The organism is Rhodoferax sp. (assembly GCF_013297935.1).
GTDB lineage: Bacteria > Pseudomonadota > Gammaproteobacteria > Burkholderiales > Burkholderiaceae_C > Allorhodoferax.
In genome coordinates this window covers 93,669-111,967 of the sequence record NZ_JAAFIX010000001.1, presented here as the reverse complement: position 1 = coordinate 111,967, position 18,299 = coordinate 93,669, and the positions used below count along the sequence as shown (strand labels likewise).

Annotated in this window: 20 protein-coding genes and 1 riboswitch; of the genes, 11 read left to right on the top strand and 9 right to left on the bottom strand. The window is 60.7% G+C overall.

Annotation, left to right across the window (positions count from 1 at the left end; all coding sequences use genetic code 11):
* Positions 1-28 precede the first annotated feature (28 nt).
* The 4 genes from QZW03_RS00560 to QZW03_RS00545 form a co-directional block, all read right to left on the bottom strand.
* Positions 29-598, bottom strand: a complete 570-nt coding sequence (locus QZW03_RS00560) for a thymidine kinase (RefSeq protein WP_296507362.1) — start codon at positions 596-598, stop codon at positions 29-31.
* A gap of 114 nt (positions 599-712) precedes the next feature.
* The gene (locus QZW03_RS00555) at positions 713-1,312 is read right to left on the bottom strand and encodes a hypothetical protein (protein ID WP_296507360.1); all 600 of its coding nucleotides are present in this window, start codon (positions 1,310-1,312) and stop codon (positions 713-715) included.
* Positions 1,296-2,717 carry an exonuclease domain-containing protein gene (locus QZW03_RS00550; protein ID WP_296507358.1) on the bottom strand — a complete coding sequence of 474 codons (1,422 nt, stop codon included), beginning with the start codon at positions 2,715-2,717 and terminating at the stop codon, positions 1,296-1,298. Before QZW03_RS00550 ends, QZW03_RS00555 begins: the two co-directional genes overlap by 17 nt.
* An 8-nt stretch (positions 2,718-2,725) precedes the next feature.
* Entirely contained in the window at positions 2,726-3,271 is a 546-nt protein-coding gene (locus QZW03_RS00545) for an NUDIX hydrolase (RefSeq protein WP_296507356.1), read from the bottom strand.
* 227 nt (positions 3,272-3,498) lie between these two features.
* Between QZW03_RS00545 and QZW03_RS00540 the strand changes: the two genes are divergently transcribed.
* Complete coding sequence (locus QZW03_RS00540) at positions 3,499-3,645, top strand: hypothetical protein (RefSeq protein ID WP_296507354.1); 147 nt, start codon at positions 3,499-3,501, stop codon at positions 3,643-3,645.
* Between the two features lie 6 nt (positions 3,646-3,651).
* Here QZW03_RS00540 and QZW03_RS00535 read toward each other — a convergent pair whose 3' ends face one another.
* Both QZW03_RS00535 and QZW03_RS00530 read right to left on the bottom strand, forming a co-directional pair.
* On the bottom strand, positions 3,652-4,347 hold the full coding sequence (locus QZW03_RS00535) for a fumarylacetoacetate hydrolase family protein (protein ID WP_296507352.1): 696 nt from the start codon (positions 4,345-4,347) through the stop codon (positions 3,652-3,654).
* A 37-nt stretch (positions 4,348-4,384) separates the two neighbouring features.
* Positions 4,385-4,687, bottom strand: a complete 303-nt coding sequence (locus tag QZW03_RS00530) for an antibiotic biosynthesis monooxygenase (protein ID WP_296507350.1) — start codon at positions 4,685-4,687, stop codon at positions 4,385-4,387.
* A gap of 62 nt (positions 4,688-4,749) precedes the next feature.
* Here QZW03_RS00530 and maiA point away from each other — a divergent pair, with 62 nt between their 5' ends.
* Both maiA and pgeF read left to right on the top strand, forming a co-directional pair.
* A complete protein-coding gene (gene maiA / locus QZW03_RS00525; RefSeq protein ID WP_296507348.1) occupies positions 4,750-5,418 on the top strand; it encodes a maleylacetoacetate isomerase in 669 nt (222 codons plus the stop codon).
* Positions 5,405-6,217, top strand: coding sequence for a peptidoglycan editing factor PgeF (gene pgeF / locus QZW03_RS00520; RefSeq protein ID WP_296507346.1), 813 nt, complete (start codon positions 5,405-5,407; stop codon positions 6,215-6,217). Before maiA ends, pgeF begins: the two co-directional genes overlap by 14 nt.
* Here pgeF and QZW03_RS00515 read toward each other — a convergent pair.
* Positions 6,149-6,463 carry a hypothetical protein gene (locus QZW03_RS00515; RefSeq protein ID WP_296507345.1) on the bottom strand — a complete coding sequence of 105 codons (315 nt, stop codon included), beginning with the start codon at positions 6,461-6,463 and terminating at the stop codon, positions 6,149-6,151. The genes pgeF and QZW03_RS00515 overlap by 69 nt on opposite strands.
* A gap of 119 nt (positions 6,464-6,582) precedes the next feature.
* Between QZW03_RS00515 and phaC the strand changes: the two genes are divergently transcribed.
* From phaC to QZW03_RS00490, 5 genes are all read left to right on the top strand, one after another.
* Positions 6,583-8,283 (top strand): class I poly(R)-hydroxyalkanoic acid synthase, encoded by a 1,701-nt coding sequence (gene phaC / locus QZW03_RS00510; RefSeq protein WP_296508291.1) that lies wholly within the window; start codon positions 6,583-6,585, stop codon positions 8,281-8,283.
* Positions 8,284-8,315: 32 nt separating this feature from the next.
* Positions 8,316-9,494, top strand: coding sequence for an acetyl-CoA C-acetyltransferase (locus QZW03_RS00505; RefSeq protein WP_296507344.1), 1,179 nt, complete (start codon positions 8,316-8,318; stop codon positions 9,492-9,494).
* A gap of 89 nt (positions 9,495-9,583) precedes the next feature.
* Positions 9,584-10,321 carry an acetoacetyl-CoA reductase gene (gene phbB / locus QZW03_RS00500; protein WP_296507343.1) on the top strand — a complete coding sequence of 246 codons (738 nt, stop codon included), beginning with the start codon at positions 9,584-9,586 and terminating at the stop codon, positions 10,319-10,321.
* A 174-nt stretch (positions 10,322-10,495) separates the two neighbouring features.
* Positions 10,496-11,797, top strand: a complete 1,302-nt coding sequence (locus QZW03_RS00495) for an HD-GYP domain-containing protein (protein WP_296507341.1) — start codon at positions 10,496-10,498, stop codon at positions 11,795-11,797.
* Entirely contained in the window at positions 11,794-14,205 is a 2,412-nt protein-coding gene (locus tag QZW03_RS00490; RefSeq protein ID WP_296507340.1) for a bifunctional diguanylate cyclase/phosphodiesterase, read from the top strand. Before QZW03_RS00495 ends, QZW03_RS00490 begins: the two co-directional genes overlap by 4 nt.
* Positions 14,206-14,468: 263 nt before the next feature.
* On the opposite strand, the gene QZW03_RS00485 is transcribed toward QZW03_RS00490, so the two are convergent.
* Together QZW03_RS00485 and zapB are read right to left on the bottom strand one after the other, a co-directional pair.
* Entirely contained in the window at positions 14,469-14,801 is a 333-nt protein-coding gene (locus QZW03_RS00485; RefSeq protein WP_296507338.1) for a cell division protein ZapA, read from the bottom strand.
* Positions 14,798-15,022 carry a cell division protein ZapB gene (gene zapB / locus QZW03_RS00480; RefSeq protein ID WP_296507336.1) on the bottom strand — a complete coding sequence of 75 codons (225 nt, stop codon included), beginning with the start codon at positions 15,020-15,022 and terminating at the stop codon, positions 14,798-14,800. The genes QZW03_RS00485 and zapB overlap by 4 nt, the downstream gene beginning before the upstream one ends.
* Before the next feature lie 37 nt (positions 15,023-15,059).
* A riboswitch (cobalamin riboswitch) is annotated at positions 15,060-15,296 on the top strand.
* Between the two features lie 84 nt (positions 15,297-15,380).
* On the opposite strand from zapB, the gene QZW03_RS00475 reads away from it, so the two are divergent.
* From QZW03_RS00475 to QZW03_RS00465, 3 genes are read left to right on the top strand one after another with little or no spacing between them, the layout of a single operon-like run.
* Positions 15,381-16,856, top strand: coding sequence for a cobyrinate a,c-diamide synthase (locus QZW03_RS00475; RefSeq protein WP_296507334.1), 1,476 nt, complete (start codon positions 15,381-15,383; stop codon positions 16,854-16,856).
* The gene (locus QZW03_RS00470; RefSeq protein WP_296507331.1) at positions 16,853-17,707 is read left to right on the top strand and encodes an ABC transporter substrate-binding protein; all 855 of its coding nucleotides are present in this window, start codon (positions 16,853-16,855) and stop codon (positions 17,705-17,707) included. The genes QZW03_RS00475 and QZW03_RS00470 overlap by 4 nt, the downstream gene beginning before the upstream one ends.
* A complete protein-coding gene (locus QZW03_RS00465; RefSeq protein ID WP_296507330.1) occupies positions 17,704-18,285 on the top strand; it encodes a bifunctional adenosylcobinamide kinase/adenosylcobinamide-phosphate guanylyltransferase in 582 nt (193 codons plus the stop codon). The genes QZW03_RS00470 and QZW03_RS00465 overlap by 4 nt, the downstream gene beginning before the upstream one ends.
* Positions 18,286-18,299 lie beyond the last annotated feature (14 nt).

The window sequence follows — 18,299 nt, the reverse complement described above, 5'->3', positions numbered from 1 at the left end:
CCTTGCAGGGGCCGAGACTCAGGGCGCTTCAGCGGTTGATGCCTTCATAGAAGCAGCGTGCACAGGTTTGCTGGTAACGGTCGTTGCCGCCGATCACGACCTGTTCGCCCTCGCGAATCCTTTGGCCCTGTTCGTCCACCCGCACGTTCATGGTCGCTTTGCGGCCGCAGGCGCAGATGGTTTTGATCTCTTCGATATCGTCCGCCAGGGTGAGTAAATAAGCGGCTCCAGGGAAGGGCTTGCCTTGAAAGTCGGAGCGCAGACCAAAGCAGATGGTCGGTATGTTGGCCATGTGCGCAATGCGATGCAACTGGGCGACCTGGGCCGGCTGCAAAAACTGTGACTCGTCAATCAGCACGCACGCCAGACCGTGCTGAGGTGTCAGCACATCTTCAAAGTTGGTGTGCTCATCAAAGGTGTCCGCCTGGCGCTCAATGCCGAGGCGGGACGCAATGCTGCCCACGCCGTTGCGATCATCGATACGCGCTGTAAAGAGCGCCACCCGCTGTCCTTGCTCTTCATAGTTATAGGCAATCTGCAAGAGCGAGGTTGATTTGCCGGCATTCATGGCCGAGTAGCGGAAGAAGAGTTTGGCCATAGCAAGGAGCAGCGGAATTCTGAAAAGGGGCCTATTGTGACTGCAATGCGCACCGCTCTGAAGTTGCTATCAAAAACATAGCGGAGTGCGCAGTATTCGTCTGGTATCAGGCCACTATTGGCTCATATTCCGGGCGCCGTTAGGGCTTTGAATCTGGAAAAGATGCTGCGCATTTTTTGCTACCTGTAAGGTGTCGTAGTAGGCATAGGCGCCCACTCCGACAGCGCCCACCAAGGGAATCCAGCGGGAAGCGCCTTTTCGCAAGGCGGAGCCTAGAAGTTTTCCGCTGATCTGTAGCGCGAGCGCCTCCAGGGCTTTCATGGTGCTGGAGCGCACCACCACGCGTTCGCCAGCTCTGACCGCAAAGTCGCGGAACAGTTGCGCAGAAACATGTCTGAAAAGGCAATACAGCATCTGCTCTTTGCCCAGATGGGTCTGCTGGCCATGCAGCGCTGCGATGTCGGCAACCATCTGGGCCTGAATCTTCCAGACGCTGATCATTTCGGGCAGCACTGTGAGCCAGCCCATCCACCCCGGGGGAAGCGACAGCGTGGCTGCGACCATGCTCGCTTGCCGTGCCGCCTTGCGTGCAATGGTATGGGCACGCAGGTCCGCATCGTCGCGCGCTCGCTCCGCGCTCTGCGGCACGTGCACCACCAAGTCGAGAAGTGCGCTTGCGAGTTGTACCCTCACGGAGTTAGGCGGCGTGGTCAAGGCGGGCTCCAAGGTGAACGACTTCGCGCGACCGCAAGCCGGCACCTGTGAGTCGCTTCACCAGCAGGCGATAGGTGTCGAGGTCAAAAGCCAACACCTGGCGCTGTGCAACGGCTTCCTGCAAAGCATGGTCATCATGCACGGTGGCCACGTGGCACCACTGATCAAACACATGAATATCGGTGCGACCCGTAAGAGGGTTGTGCTCCCGTATTCCCATAGGTCCGGGGTGCGGCCACGCAAGCAGGCGGTGTTCGGCCAGTGCAATTTGGAGTCTCACCCGGTGCAGTGCCGGTGGCTCGCGCCCGGCGCAAACGCCTTTGCAGCGTCCGATCTGGCTGGCAAAGCAGGCGCCTTTGCCGGACTCCAGACCCAGAGCATAGGGACACAGCTGGTGGGTTTCCGCCAGGGTGCGAAGCGCGTCTAGGGCTTGCCGTTTGGAGCGGTACGCGCCGTAGAGGCTCCCCATATCGGCAGCATCCACCTCGTCCAGGCGCACCAGTTGCACGACCGGTCGCATCGCCGGATCAGCATGCAGCTTCCAGGCAGTGAGTTGCTTTTCGCGCCGCAGCAAGCGGTTGTGGATCGGTTGAAGCTCTTTAACCAGTCGGGACTCCAGCAGCAAAGCCCCCAGTTCGCCGGCTGTTTCGCGCCACTCAATCCGCCGTATCTCTTGCAGAATGCGCATTTCGCGGGCCACCTTGGTCGAGGCCTGAAAATGCGACATCACGCGTGTGCGCATCGTTACGCTTTTGCCGATGTAGAGGGGAATGCTTCCTTCGCCGTAAAACAGGTACACGCCGGGCGTGTCGGGAATGTCCGACACCGCAGTCTCCAGTAAAGGGGGCAGGGCGGCACTGCTTTGCAGCAGGCCCAGCGCTTCGCGCTCAAGGGCCTCCGGGCCCAGCTCTTTGGCCGCTACCTCCAGCCACGCAAGTACAACCTCTACATCACCCATGGCGCGGTGGCGTGCCTGGGTCTGGAGTCCATGGCGCTGCAAGATGGCATCCAGCCCATGCCCCTTGTGTTGGGGGTACAAGCGGCGCGACAGGCGCACGGTGCACAGGGTTTTAACCTTCAAGGCAATGTCCAGCCGCGCCAGCTCGTGGAGCACGAAGCCATGGTCAAAGCGCACGTTGTGGGCCACGAAAACAGCGCCTTCCAGCAAGGCCAGGAGTGGCTTGGCCACTTGTTCAAACGTGGGGGCATCTTCCACCATGGCATCGGTGATGCCGGTGAGGCTTTGAATAAAGGGCGGTATGCGCACACCCGGGTTGACCAAGGTGGACCAACGCGCGGTTTCCACGCCCTTGTCTATCCTCACGGCGGCAATTTCAGTGATTCTGTCGTGGACCGCATTGCCGCCCGTGGTTTCAAGGTCCAGCACCACGTAGCTGGGCAGCATGGCCTGGCTCACGTGATATCGAGGGTGTGAATGCCGTAGTGGCCGCTTCGCCGGTCGGCAAAGTAGCAGTCCAGGGTTTCTTTAACAGTTCGGAAGGCGATCTCGTCCCACGGTATCTCGTCTTCACGGAAGAGCCGGGCTTCGATGGTTTCTGTACCCGGCGCAAACTGGTCGCTGGTGAGGCGGGCGCGGTAAAAGAGATGCACTTGCCCGACGCGCGCCACATTGAGCAAGCTGAACAGGCCTTGGAGTTCAAACTGGGCACCGGCTTCTTCGACGGTTTCGCGGGCAGCGCCTTCGGCCGTAGTTTCGTTCAGCTCCATAAAGCCTGCAGGCAGCGTCCATTTGCCGTAGCGCGGTTCGATGTTGCGTTTGCACAGCAAAACCTGATCGCCCCAATAAGGCACGGTGCCCACGACATTGAGCGGGTTCTCGTAGTGGATGGTGTGGCAAGCCGGGCACACCGCCCGGGGTTTGGTGTCGCCGTCATCCGGCACGCGGTAGACCACGGCGGTACCGCATTCTTTGCAATGTTTGAGGGGAGCGCGCTGCATGGAGCCTTGATGAGGGTGACGGATACAGGACCAAAAAGAGCTTCACTGTAATGCAAGAGAGCAAGTGATGCATTGCTGCATTTAAATCACAAAACTGCTTATGCCCTGAGGTTTTCGGGCGAATTGTTAACGCTCAGAGTTGTCCAAGGCAAACCGGTCGCAAGGTTGAGGCGTCAGCCCGGCGGCGATGCACGCGAGGCCCATGCGCACCTCCTAACACTGGCTGCATGCAAGCCACGGGCTGCCCGTGTTTCCCTGTCTGCCATGTCGACACGGGTCTGACCGATGCTTTTGCCAACGAAGGTGCATCCTTAATGGACGCAAGCGCCGCTCCCCAGTTGGGCCTGCGTGTGCGGTTTCAGCGCAAGTTCTAAGGCGGTTTAGACGATACGCACCTTCAGTGGCTCCAAGCCATCTACGGTGGCGTGCAGCACGTCGCCGCGAACAACAGCGCCCACACCCTCCGGGGTACCGGTGAATATCAGGTCGCCGGGCTGCAGCGTCCAGGCGGCGGAGAGTTGTTCAATGGTTTCCGCAATATTCCAGATCAGCTTGCTCACGCTGCTGCGCTGGCGCGGCGAGCCATTCACCAGCAGCGCAATGTCTGCCGAGGTGACATCGGGCAAGCCGGTTGCCGGAGTGATGGCGCCTATGGGGGCCGAGTGTTCAAACCCCTTGCCGATGCACCAGGGGCGACCCTGTTTTTTCATATCGTTTTGCAGGTCACGGCGGGTCATGTCCAGGCCCACGGCATAGCCATAGATATAGTGGTGTGCATCTTCTGCCCGGATGTTGCTCCCGCCGGTACCGATCGCCACCACCAACTCCACCTCATGGTGCAGGTTGGCAGTGAGGGTGGGGTAGGGCATGTCCACCGCCTGGCCCGGGTCTGCTGCCAGTACCGCATCCGCCGGCTTCATGAAAAAGAAGGGAGGCTCTCGACCGGTTTGGCCCATTTCCTTGGCGTGCTCTTCGTAGTTGCGGCCCACACAGTAAATGCGGTGCACCGGAAACCGCTCGGCGATTCCCGTGATGGCAACGCTGGCGGCAGCAGGGGCAGAAAACACATAGCTCATCATGAACTCCCTCAGAGTACGGGTGGGTGCGACGCGGTCAGACGGATTTCACCACCAGGTCGAAGTGCTCCACCACGGGGGGCTGCGCAAAGAAGGGGCCCACGATGGCGCGCCATTGGGTGAAGAGCTCACTCTCCCGGAAGCCGACGGTGTGGTCTTCCAGCGTGTCCCAGAAAATCTGCAGGATGTAGCGCTCGGGGCTTTCGATTCCCTTGTTGACCTTGAAGCCCTGGCATCCTTTGGCTTGACTGATGACATCGCGCAGACCGCGGGCAATGGCTTCGTCAAATGCGGCATTCTGGCCGGGCTGGATACGGATGTCGGCAAGCTCAAGAATCATGGGGTCTCCAAATGCGTGGGTTGAAAGCCGAATGGTAACGGCATCGGTTTATGCTCGGCGGCATGAAATTGTTCAGCTATTTCCGATCTTCTGCTGCATTCCGGGTCCGGATTGCTTTGGGCCTCAAAGGCCTGCCTTACGACTATGCCGCGGTCCATCTCGCCCGGGGCGAGCAGCTCCAGGCAGACTACCGCAGCACCCACCCGGATGCTCTGGTGCCGGTGCTGGAAGATGAAGGGGAGCTTTTAACGCAGTCCGTTGCCATCATGGAGTACCTGGATGAGGTGCACACTGATGCGCCTTTGCTGCCTGCAAGTCCGCTTGCCAAGGCCCGGGTGCGGGCCTTGGCACTGTCCATTGCTTGCGAAATTCACCCTTTGAATAACTTGCGGGTGCTCAAATTTCTGCAGGCGGAAATGGGTTTGCCCGACACCTCCAAAGACCGTTGGTACCACCACTGGACCCGACAAGGACTGGAGAGCTTTGAGACGCAACTTCTGAAGCTGGATGCGTGGCAGCAGGCCCGCGGGGGCGCGGCTCCAGGCACCTTTTGTTTTGGCGACACCCCGACGCAGGCCGATTGTTGCTTGGTGCCCCTCATCTTTAATGCCCGGCGTTTTGCCGTGCCGCTAGAGGGCTTGCCCCGCACCATGGCTGCCTTTGAGGCCTGCATGGCGCTGCCGGCATTTCAAGCGGCCATTCCTGATGCGTGTCCCGATGCCCCCCGGTAGAGCGCCCGAACCGGCCTCGCCGGAACACGGTTGGCTCATCCCCGACTGGCCCGCACCTGCCGGCGTGCGCTCGGTTTTTACGACGCGCCAAGGCGGGGTGTCGGTAGGTGCGTACGCCGGGCTGAACCTCGGCCTGCATGTGGCGGACGATGCTGCTGCGGTGGCCCAGAACCGGCAGCGGCTTGCCCAAGCTGTAGGCGGCCGGCCGGTGTTTTTAAACCAGGTTCACGGCACGAAGTGCATTGAGCTTGATGGGCGCACCCCCGACGGTACCGAGGCCGACGCTTGCACCACCAGCCACCCGGGTGCCGTGTGCACCATCATGGTGGCCGATTGCCTGCCCGTGCTGCTGACAACGACCGGGGGTGGCCGGGTTGCTGCGGCGCACGCCGGTTGGCGTGGTTTGCTAGGGCAGGGAGGTACCGGGGTGCTGGAGCAGACTTTAGAGTCATTTTGCCCTCTAGCCCCCGCTAATAAAGCGGGGGGTGCTACTGAAATCATAGCGTGGCTCGGGCCTTGCATCGGCCCAGGGGCTTTTGAGGTGGGCGATGAGGTCCGTAGTGCCTTTGTCGAGGCGCTGCCGCAGGCCCAAGCTTTCTTTCAGCCTCTTAGTGCCGGCAAGTGGCTGGCGGACCTGCCGGGCTTGGCCCGCCAGCGTTTGCAGGCGGCCGGTGTGCAGCGCATCTATGGCAACGACGGAAGCCCCGCCTGGTGCACCGTCAGCAACCCCTCACGGTTTTTCAGTCACCGCAGGGACCGCATCAGTGGCCGTATGGCTGCCTGTATCTGGTTGGAGTGAGTCGGGCTGGCCGCCGGCTGCCGCTTGGTGGGCGGCTATGGCGGCGTCCCGCTGCGCCTGCTCTTGAGCCCGGAGCGCCCGCTTGCGGGCCGGGGTGCCCATGAAATACATCATCAGGGCCACCGGCAATACGCCATAAAGCACAAATGTAAAGATCGCGCCCAGCACCGAGCCATTGGTGTTGGTGGCCTCGGCCACGCTCATCATGAGCGCGACATAAATCCAGGCAATGGGGACGATGTACATAAGGGTTTCGGAGAGTGTGGGCTGTCAGGATATCGCAGCTTAAGACTGCCATACTTGGGCGTTAGACTAGACCCACTAATTTTCAAGGTGATGGCGTGACGCAACCCTCCTCCGACTTCATGGCCCAAGCGGCCGAGCAGTTCCAACAGGCATTCACCCAAAGCTTCGCCAAAGCGCTGGAGTCCTTCAAAGGGCTGGACGCTGCTGGCGCCGGTGCCGGCTTTGCCCCCCTCAAAGAGGCGGCGCCGGACATCAAGTTTGCCCCCGAGCGCCTGCAGGCACTGCAAACCAGTTACGTAGAAGAAGCGGTCAAACTCTTCACACAAGGGCTGGGGCACCCTCCAGCGCTGCAGGATCGCCGGTTCGCGGCCCCCGCGTGGAGCGACAACCCCGTTGCCGCCTACGCAGCGTCCGCCTATTTGCTCAACGCCCGGACCATGATGGGTCTGGCGGAGGCGGTGGAAACCGACGACAAAACCAAGAATCGCATCCGCTTTGCGGTAGAGCAATGGATGGCCGCCGCGGCCCCGAGCAACTACCTCGCCCTGAATGCGGAGGCTCAGAAGAAAGCCATCGAAACCAAGGGCGAAAGCATTGCCCAAGGTGTGAAAAACATGGTGCACGACCTCCAGCAAGGTCACGTTTCCATGACCGACGAAAGTCTTTTCGAGGTAGGGAAAAACGTAGCGACCACCGAAGGCGCTGTGGTTTTTGAGAACGAACTGTTTCAGCTCATCGAATACAAACCCTTGACCGCCAAGGTGTACGAGAAGCCTTTCTTGCTCGTGCCGCCCTGTATCAACAAGTTTTACATCCTCGACTTGCAGCCCGAGAACTCGCTGATCCGCTACGCCGTGGAGCAGGGCCATCGCACCTTTGTGGTGAGCTGGCGCAATCCGGACCAGACGCTGGCCCATAAAACCTGGGACGACTACATCGAGCATGCGGTGATCCGCGCTATCGGCGTGACCCGCGAGATCAGCGGCTCACCTACCATCAATGCCCTGGGCTTCTGTGTCGGCGGCACCATGCTGGGCACCGCACTGGGTGTGCTGGCGGCACGCGGAGAAAAGCCGGTCGACAGTGCCACTTTTCTTACCACTTTCCTGGACTTTTCGGACACTGGCATTCTCGATGTGTTTATCGACGAAGCCATGGTCAAGTTCCGCGAAGCGGAGTTGGGCAAGGGCGGCCTCATGAAGGGTCAGGACCTTGCCAGCACCTTTAGTTTTTTGCGCCCCAATGATCTGGTGTGGAACTACGTGGTGGGCAACTACCTGAAGGGCGAAACGCCGCCACCGTTTGACCTGCTCTACTGGAACAGCGACAGCACCAATTTGCCCGGTCCGTATTACGCCTGGTACCTGCGTAACACCTATTTGGAAAACAACCTTAAAAAGCCCGGAAAGCTGACCGTCTGCGGCCAGAAACTCGATCTCGCGGCGGTTGATATTCCGGTCTATATCTACGGCTCGCGGGAAGACCATATCGTTCCGATTGGTGGGGCGTATGCATCTACCCAGGTCCTGCCCGGGAAAAAACGGTTTGTGCAGGGGGCCTCGGGGCACATCGCGGGAGTCATTAATCCGCCCGCCAAAAACAAACGCAGCCACTGGATCCGTGCCGACGGCAAATTGCCCAAGACGCACGCACAGTGGCTGGAGGGTGCTGTCGAATTTCCCGGCAGCTGGTGGACCGACTGGTCCCTGTGGCTCAAGGGCCACGCTGGCAAGCAAATTGCTGCACCCAAAACGTATGGCAAAGGGAAGTACAAGGCCATAGAGGCAGCTCCAGGGCGCTATGTGCAGGCGAAGGCCTGAGTTTTTTTGATTTACTAAGAAGGAGACACCTGATGGAAGAGATCGTGATCGTTGCTGCAGCCCGTACTGCAGTCGGAAAATTTGGTGGCTCTTTGGCCAAAGTGCCTGCGACCGAGTTGGGAAGCATCGTGATCAAGAGCCTTCTCGAGCGCAGCGGGCTACCGGTAGACGCAGTGGGCGAAGTCATTCTGGGCCAGGTCTTGGCAGCTGGCGTAGGCCAGAACCCTGCCCGCCAGGCCGTCATGAAGGCGGGTCTTGCCAAAGAAACCCCCGCACTGACGATCAACGCCGTGTGCGGCTCCGGCCTGAAGGCTGTGATGCTGGCAGCCCAGGCCGTGGCGTGGGGTGATAGCGATATCGTGATCGCCGGCGGCCAGGAAAACATGAGCGCCTCCCCCCACGTGCTCTTGGGCAGCCGCGACGGCCAGCGCATGGGCGAGTGGAAGATGGCCGACACCATGATCACCGATGGCCTGTGGGACGTGTACAACCAGTACCACATGGGCATCACCGCTGAAAACGTGGCCAAGGCCAATGACATTACCCGCGACATGCAAGATGCCTTGGCACTTGGAAGCCAGCAAAAAGCAGCTGCTGCGCAAGACGCCGGCAAGTTCAAAGCTGAAATCGCTGCGGTCTCTATTCCCCAGCGCAAGGGTGACCCTGTCGTGTTTGACACGGACGAATTCATCAACAAAAAAACCAACGCTGAAGCCTTGGCTGGGCTACGTCCTGCCTTCGACAAAGCAGGCAGCGTGACCGCGGGCAATGCGTCCGGTTTGAACGACGGCGCGGCCGGTGTGATGGTCATGACCGCCAAGAAAGCTGCCGCTCTGGGCTTGACGCCTTTGGCGCGCATCGCGAGTTTCGGCACAACGGGCTTGGACCCCGCCATCATGGGCTTGGGACCGGTGTCCGCAACCCAGCGCGCGCTCGCACGTGCCGGTTGGAAAGCAGCTGATGTCGATTTGTTTGAGCTCAATGAGGCCTTCGCCGCGCAAGCGTGTGCCGTCAACAAGCTGTTGGACATTGATCCTGCCAAGGTCAACGTCAATGGCGGTGCGATTGCCATTGGGCACCCCATTGGTGCATCCGGCGCGCGTATTTTGGTGACCCTGCTGCACGAGATGCAACGCAGCGGTGCCAAGAAGGGTGTGGCGTCCTTGTGTATCGGTGGCGGTATGGGCGTAGCCCTTGCTGTTGAGCGCTGATTTTTAAGTGAAATGTGCTGCTGGCCCATATTGAATAAGCGCTAGCAGCTATTGTTTTTGTAGCATATTAATCAAAAAGAGGAAGCAAAATGAGTCAAAAAATAGCCTATGTGACCGGTGGTATGGGTGGCATCGGAACCGCCATTTGCCAGCGTTTGCACAAAGACGGTTTCAAGGTGATTGCAGGCTGCGGCCCCACCCGTGACCATGTGAAGTGGCTGGCGGAGCAAAAAGAGCTGGGCTACACCTTTTACGCCTCGGTGGGCAACGTGGGTGATTGGGACTCCACGGTTGAGGCCTTCACCAAGACAAAGGCTGAGCACGGCAGCATCGATGTGCTGGTCAACAACGCCGGCATTACCCGCGATCGCATGTTCCTGAAGATGAGCCGCGAAGACTGGAGCGCGGTCATGAGCACCAACCTGGACTCCATGTTCAACGTCACCAAGCAAGTGGTGCCCGACATGGTGGAAAAAGGCTGGGGCCGCATCATCAATATTTCCAGCGTGAACGGCGAAAAAGGCCAGGCCGGCCAGACAAACTACTCTGCTGCCAAAGCCGGCATGCACGGTTTCTCCATGGCTTTGGCTCAGGAAATGGCGACCAAAGGCGTGACCGTCAACACGGTAAGCCCCGGTTATATCGGTACCGACATGGTCAAAGCCATTCGCGAAGATGTGTTGGCCAAGATCGTGGCCACCGTGCCCGTGAAGCGTTTGGGTGAGCCATCGGAAATCGCCTCCATCATCGCCTGGTTGGCGTCTGAAGAAGGTGGCTACGCAACCGGTGCCGATTTCTCGGTCAACGGTGGTTTGCACATGGGTTAAGGCTTAGGCTTTTTCCAGAGAGCCCGCCTTGTGCGGGCTTTTTTACGACTGCGAATGTTGAGAAATTGTTGAAAGTGATCTGATCTTGCAGGGAGCAGCATTCGGCTGGGTTATCCTCATCCGCGTGTGTATCGACCTGCCGCATTGCAGCCTGTGGCGGATGTTTTGGATCTTATGAAATCAGAAGAGTCAGTCTGGATCGATGTTGCGCTCCTGCGCCTGGGCCACTACGTTGAATTAGACGTAGGGTGGATGGCCCATCCGTTCCCGACTAGCAGCTTCAAAATCAGCTCTCAAAAGCAAATTGAGGTGATACAGGGCCTGGGCAAATCCCAAGTCCGCTGGGTTCCGCACAAAAGCGACGCTCTGCCGGATAACTCATCCCCCTTGGCGGAACCAGCCGCCTTGGATGCAGCAGCGATCGAGGCGCAAACCCGAGCAGACAATGCAGCCCGTGAGGCGGAACAGCGCAAGCTCCGCGCAGCCATGCTCACCGCCCAGGAGCGCAGTTTGTTGGCCTGCGAGCGGCGCTTTGCAGAATCGGTGCGCCTGTATCGCAAAACGCTAGACGCCGTTCAGTCCGACCCTAAGCAAGCGGTCGAGCCCTGTCTCACGATGGTCAATACCTATGTCTCGGAGTTGCTGGACAAAGGCGAGGCCGCGATTCGCCTGCTCTCTGAAGCTGCAGGGGACAAGTCGTCCATGCACCCGGTCAACGTGACCGTGATTTCGCTGTTGCTCGGTAAGGCCATGGGCCTCAACCGTGCGGAGTTGGTCGATCTGGGCATGGCGGCCTTTTTGCATGACATCGGTAAAGTCAAGCTGCCCGATCGTGTGCGCTGGCTGGAAGACAATTTCTCCAGTGTCGAGTACCGCCTGTACCAGGAGCATGTGACCCAAGGGCTGACCGTCGGTAAAGCCATGGAGTTGCGTGCGCCCGTGTTGCTCGCCATGCTGCAGCACCACGAAATGGTGGACGGTAGCGGCTTTCCTTCGCGACTGCGTGGGGACGCCATGGGAACCTGTGGCCGCATTCTTGCGCTGGTGAACCGCTACGACAATTTGTGCAACCCCAGTCGCCCCGGCTCTGCGCTAACGCCCCACGAGGCCTTGTCCCTGATTTTTGCGCAGTTCAAAGCGCGCTTTGATGCCGCGTCCTTGAGCGCTTTCATCCGGATGATGGGGGTCTACCCACCGGGCTCGGTCGTGCAGTTGATTGATGACCGGTACGGCATCGTGGTCTCTGTCAATTCAGCGCGTCCCCTCAAGCCGCGCATCGTGTTGCATGAGCCCGGCGTTCCTAAGCAGGAAGCCTTGATTCTTGATCTGGAAAAAGCGCCTCACCTCGGAATCCGCCGCAGCCTCAAGCCCGCGAACCTGCCTGCGGCAGCCCTGGATTACCTGGCCCCCCGCCAGCGAATTGCCTACTTCTTTGAGCAGGCAATTGAACCGGAGCAGCCCGGCACAGCCTCATGACCGCGGCGGGTCCGGGCGAACTGCTGGAAAGCCTGCTGGAACCTGTCTGGCTGGTGGACTCCCGCACTTTGCGGATTTTGGCGGTGAATCAGGCCGCTTGCGATCTGGTGGGTCTCAGCGCCGACACCTTGACAGGCCTGCCGGCGATTGAGCTGGCATCGGCGCCCGAAGACCTGTTTTTTTGGGAAGATGTGGCGGCCGGTCTGGCCGTGAATATTCAATCTCACACTCTCCTGCGTGGTGTCGATGGTCAAGCTATTCCGGTAGAGCGAAAAGTCAGCAGAGCCTGGTTGCCGGGCCCGCTGCCGGTGTATGTGGTGGCATTGCGCGACCTGCGGCCTTTGCAGGCCCAAGAGCAGGCGGTGGAAACGCAGTTAGCGGAAATGCGTGCCACGCTAGAGTCCAGTACCGATGGCATATTGGTGGTAGACCTGGAGGGCGGGGTGCGACACCTCAATCGCAGTCTCGCAGATATGTGGAGTCTGGATGTAGAAGCCATCACCCGTGGAGACGTCTCGGACGTGCCAGCCCGCATGACTGCCGCGCTGCTCGATTCCCGGCAGTCCAGGCCCGATGACAATCTGCCCCATGAACTCCTGCAACTCCGCAGCGGTCGGGTGCTAGAGCGCACCGTGGTCCCGCAGGTGAGCCGGCACCAGAAGATCGGATGGGTTCATGCGTACCGCGATGTGACGGCGCAGCGTCTCACAGACCAAGCGCTGCGCTTGGCGGCGAAGGTGTTTGCCTCCAGCCCCGATGCCATCTTCATCACCGATGCGCAATACCGCATCGTGCAAGCCAACCCCTGCTGCTTGAACATGATGCTCTGGACCCCGGAGGGTTTGTCGGCGCAGTCAGCAGAGGCAGTGTTTTTTGATCCGCAACGACCGCACTTGTTCGCCGACATTGAGATGTCTTTGCTCGCGGAGGGGCGCTGGTCCGGCGAGGTCTGGCGAAGGGGCGGCGCTGCCGCAGTTCCGGTAGAGGTGTTGTGGTTCTTATTGCGGGACCCCGCGGGCGCTGTCTGCAACACCGTGGTGCATTGCAAGGATATTTCCGAGCGCCACGAGGCTCGTCAGCACATTGAGCGCCTGGCCTACCGGGATGCACTGACCGGACTGGCCAACCGCAGTTTATTGGCCCAGCGCGTCGAGCATGCCCTGCGGGTGGCGGGGCGCAACGGTGGGCAATTCGCGATCCTGTTTCTTGACCTGGATCGATTTAAAAACATCAACGACACACTGGGCCATGCCTTCGGTGACCGCGTGTTGCTGGAGGTGTCGGAGCGCATCCAGCTCGCTCTGCGCGACGTGGACACCCTGTGCCGCATGGGGGGCGATGAGTTTGTGGCCTATCTCCATGATGCCGATGGAGCGGGGGCTGAAATGGCAGCCAGGCGAATCCTCGAAGCCTTGCGCCAACCCTATTCGCTCGATGGCATGCCCTTTACTCTGGGGTGCAGTATCGGCATTTCCCTGTACCCGGCCGATGGTGAAACGCTGGACGCACTGATCCAATGCGCAGACACGGCCATGTACCGTGCCAAAGAGCGCGGGCGGGGCGATCTGCGCTTCTACCAGCCGCAAATGAATGTCGACCTGCTCAGCCGCATGCGGCTGGACCATGCCATGCGCAAAGCCATGGAGCAGCAGCGCTTTCATCTGCACTATCAGCCCCAAATCTCACTGACCGATGGCCGACTCCTCGGTGCGGAGGCCTTGCTGCGATGGACGGACCCGGAGCTGGGTGTGGTCTCTCCGGCGGAGTTCATTCCTCTGGCGGAAGAGAGCGGCTTCATTGTGCCGCTCGGGCAATGGGTGATGCAGGCCGCCGTTCAGCAAGCTGCGCTCTGGGCTTCCCAGGGCATGCCCGTGTGCATATCAGTCAACGTTTCGCCCCTGCAATTTCAGCAATCCGATTTTGTGGACCGCGTGGCGCAGTGCATTGCCCAAGCCGGTTTACCGCCGGCCCTGCTGGAATTGGAGTTGACGGAGTCCATCTTGGTGCGGGATGCCAACGAAGCCTTGTCCCGCCTGCACGCACTCCACCGCCTGGGGGTCACTCTGGCGATTGATGACTTTGGTACCGGCTACTCCAGCCTGGCTTACCTCAAAAAATTCCCCATCTCCAAGCTCAAAATCGACCGGACTTTTATTACCGGGCTACCCGAAGATGAGAGCGACCGAGCCATCGTCAGCGCCACCATCGCCATGGCCAAGGCCTTGCGCCTTACCGTTGTGGCTGAAGGGGTGGAAACTACCGCTCAGCGCGACTTTTTGACCGGAGCGCACTGCACTTCTTTCCAGGGATTTTTGTGTGCTCCGGGACTTGCCGCAGATGCCTTTGCCCGTCTTGCTACGGGACTGATCGGTCAACCCCGTGGCGGGGATGCTGCGATTGCTGTTTGACAGCGTAGAGCTGCAATAGCCCAAAAAGGGTGTCTGCGAAGATCCACCGGACCCGCATCCTGAACCGGGGTTCAGGTGGGCGAGGTCAGCTGCCACTTTGGGTTCATCTGACGCGAGATGATCACGCTAGCAGAGCGATATTCCAAGCCCTGGCTCAATGAGCATTGGTTCAAGGAAATATAAAGCCCGGCGGGTTCGCAGACGCCTTCATTGTAAGGGTCAACCCTGAACCCGGGTGAGAATCCGGCTGATTTTTGCGCTGCCTAGAGCAGCCGGCCGTCGTCGCCTAACGCGGCGTCCAGACGCTCCAGCAGTGAGGTCAAAAGCAAAGCACCGTCGCCTTCGATAGGCGAGGCGTGGACCTCGGGCTGGACAGGAACTGCGGCAGGTACCGCCGCCTTGTCAGAGAGGTCGAACGCCAGGTTCAGCGCTGCCAGCACGGCAATGCGGTCGCGGGCACGCACCTTGCCGGCATCGCGGATTTTGCACATGGCGGTGTCTACCCGCTCCACGGCTTCCAGCAAACGCGCATCACCACCGTCGGGGCAACCCAGCAAGTAGCTTTGCCCCATGATTTGAACTTCCAGCTGTTTCATGTCGGGTCTTTGTGGGTCGCCAGGTTGTCAGGGATGCGTTCCAGCAGCGCGTCTACGCGGGCACGGGCGGCACTCAGGCGGGACTTCAATGCATCACGCTCTTGGGTGAGTGTTTCCACTTGGCTGGTGAGCAAGGTGTTGGTGCGCTGCAATTCTTCGTAGCGAAGGAGCAGCCGCTCCACGCGCTCGGCGATTTGGTCGATGTGGGTCTGATTCGACATAAGACTTTCATTGTAGGGGCCGCGCAAGCAATAGCTGCGTAAAATGATCCATGTTGGTGCTCGCGGTGTGGTTCGCATGCCGCAGTTCAACGGGAAGCAGGAGGAGTGCCGTGTGCGGCAAACTTTAACCTGCGCTGCCCCCGCAACGGTAAGTGGACGTGTCGCATTGACACTGCTCTCATCACAGTCACTGAACGCTTTGAACACGCGCTTGGGAAGACGATGAGGGTTGCCTCCACCAGCCCGGATACCGGCCAACAAGGTGGAGGAGTGCGCTGAGCGCTTTTCCGTAACGCTCATGCCCTGGCGGGGAAGCCGGGGAGAGTGATGCAACACAAGGCATGCATTTGCGCCCGCAATGTCACGTTCCTGCCCGGCACTCTTAATATCCGCCCCGTCTTCCGGACAGGGGAAAACAACGGTCACCTCCGCGTTGGCTCGCCTGCATGCGCGCCAGGGGCGAAAGGTCCGCGTTTTCAAGTGCGGGCCGGATTTTCTGGACCCCTACTGGCACCAGCTCGCCAGTGGCGCACCGGTCTACCAGCTTGATTTGTGGATGACTGGTGAGGCCGATTGCCGCCAGCGCCTGGGGCAGGCTTCGCAAGAAGCAGACTTAATTTTGGTGGAAGGCGTCATGGGCCTGTTTGACGGCGAACCCAGCGCCGCCGATTTGGCCCAGCGTTTTGACCTGCCTGTGATGGCCGTGTTGGACTCCGGCTCTATGGCCGGCACCTTTGGCGCGCTGGCCTACGGTCTGCAAACCTTCCGTCCCGGCCTGCGCTGGGCCGGTGCCTTGGCCAACCGCGTTGCCACCGAGCGCCACGCCGCCATGCTGCAACGCAGCTTGCGCGACGACAGCCCGTGGCTGGGCGCTGTGATGCGCAACGCCGCCATGACCCTGCCCGAGCGTCATCTGGGCCTCACCGTGGCCAGCGAAGTCGCCGACGCCCAAGCCCGCCTCGATGCCGCCGCCGATGCGCTAGCAAACACACCGCTGGGCCAAATGAGCCTGCAAGACCTGCATCAATGGTCCGTAAATTTCGAAGCGCCAGAAACAGGTCAAGCGACAGAGCGAGCCCCCCAAGGCGAAGCGGCTGAGCGCCCTGCGCAGGTCAAGGAGGAGCCCGCGCAGCGGGCGGGGGACACGGAGCAGGGCGCTCAGCCGCTTCGCCCACCCACCCTCTCCGCGACGAACCCAGCGACCCAAGGACCAACCCTGAAGGGCAAAACCATCGCCGTCGCAAGAGACACGGCCTTTTGCTTTATCTACACCGCCAACCTCGACTGCCTGCAAGCACTGGGCGCCGAGATGGTGTTTTTCTCGCCGCTCACAGACACAGCATTGCCCGCCTGCGACGCCCTGTGGATTCCCGGTGGCTACCCCGAGCTGCACGCCAGCACGCTCGCGGCCAACACCTCTTTGCGCGACAGCCTTGCCCATCATGTGCAGGCTGGCAAGCCGGTCTGGGCAGAGTGCGGCGGCATGATGGTGCTGTTTGATTCAATCACCACCACTGATGGCTTGCGGCACACACTGTGGGGCCTGCTGCCCGGCGAAGTCACCATGCACCAGCGCTTGTCCGCCTTGGGCCCCCAGCAGCTCCAATTGCCGTCCGGCACCCTGCGCGGCCACACCTTTCACTACTCCACCAGCGCCAGCCCGCTGGTGCCTGTGGCCCGCACAGCACGCCCCGACCACGACCCCATGCCCGATGCGGGCGAGGCAGTGTGGCAGCGTGGCGCCGTGCGAGCCAGTTACTTTCATGCGTGGTTCCCGTCCTGCCCCGAGGCGGTGGTGGAACTCTTTAGCCCCGTGCAAAAGGAGGCCGCATGACGCAAGACCTGCTGCACTTCAGCCCCGGCCCGCAGCGCATCGTCTGCCTGACCGAAGAGACTACCGAGTGGCTGTACCTGTTGGGCCAAGAGCACCGCATCGTCGGCATCTCGGGCTACACCGTGCGGCCCCGCCGGGCGCGGGACGAGAAACCCCGGGTGAGCGCCTTCCTGAGTGCCAAAACCGACAAGATCATGGCGCTGCAGCCTGACTGCGTGTTCGGTTTCTCGGATTTGCAGGCCGACATTGCGGCCGATCTGGTCAAACGCGGGGTGCAGGTCACCATCTTCAACCAGCGCAGCGTGGCGGATATTTTTTCCATGCTCTACCAAGTGGCCGCCATGGTGGGCGAGGCAGAGCAGGGCGCGCGGCGCATCGGCGAGATGCAAGCGAGCCTGCGCGCCATGCAAGCGACGGTTGCTGAGCGCTTGGAGGCCGGTGCGCGCAGGCCCCGGGTGTTTTTTGAAGAATGGGATGAGCCCCACATCAGCTGCATTCGCTGGGTGTCAGAACTGATGACGATTGCGGGCGGCGACGATTGCTTTCCCGAACTTGCGCAAGAGCCCATGGGCAAGCAGCGCATCATCGCAAACGGCGCCAGCATCGTGCAGCGTGCGCCCGACATCGTGCTCGGTTCCTGGTGCGGCAAGAAGTTCCGCCCTGAAAAGGTGGCCGCCCGCGAAGGCTGGGCCGATGTGCCCGCGGTGCGGGAGGGCCAGTTGTTTGAAATCAAGTCGGCGGACATTTTGCAACCCGGCCCCGCAGCCCTGACGGACGGCGTGCAGCAGATGCACCGCATCTTCATGGAGTGGATGGACAAGACTTTGCCCGCCCGAGGAGCGCCCGCATGACCGAGTTCACCATCGCCCGCAGCGAGCTTATTTTGGGTGGCCAAAAGAGCGGTAAATCGCGCCGTGCCGAGCTGCTGGCGCGCCAGTGGGTGCAGCAGTCGCCCGAGCACCGCGCGGTGATGATCGCCACCGCCCAACCCTGGGACGATGAAATGCGCCTGCGCATTGCCCGCCACCAGCAAGAGCGTGCCGAGCGCGTGCCCGGCATGACCACCGTAGAAGAGCCCTTGGCATTGGACGAAGCCCTTGCGCGGCACAGCACGCCCACCACGCTGGTGGTGGTGGACTGCCTGACCCTGTGGCTCACCAACCAGCTCATGCCCGCAGATTTTGAGCCAAGTAGCCCTCCCGCCCATATAGATACTGCGCTGACCGCTTCGTTTTTGATAGCAATTTCCCGGGCGCCTGGCCCGGTGGTACTGGTCGGAAACGAGATCGGGCTAGGCGTGATTCCCATGGGGCGCGAGGTGCGCGCTTTTGTCGACGCGTTGGGCCGGCTCAACCAGCAAGTGGCCGCCACCTGTGAGCGCGTCACCCTCATGGCCGCTGGCCTCCCGCTCACGCTAAAGGCCCCATGACGCTATTTCTGTCT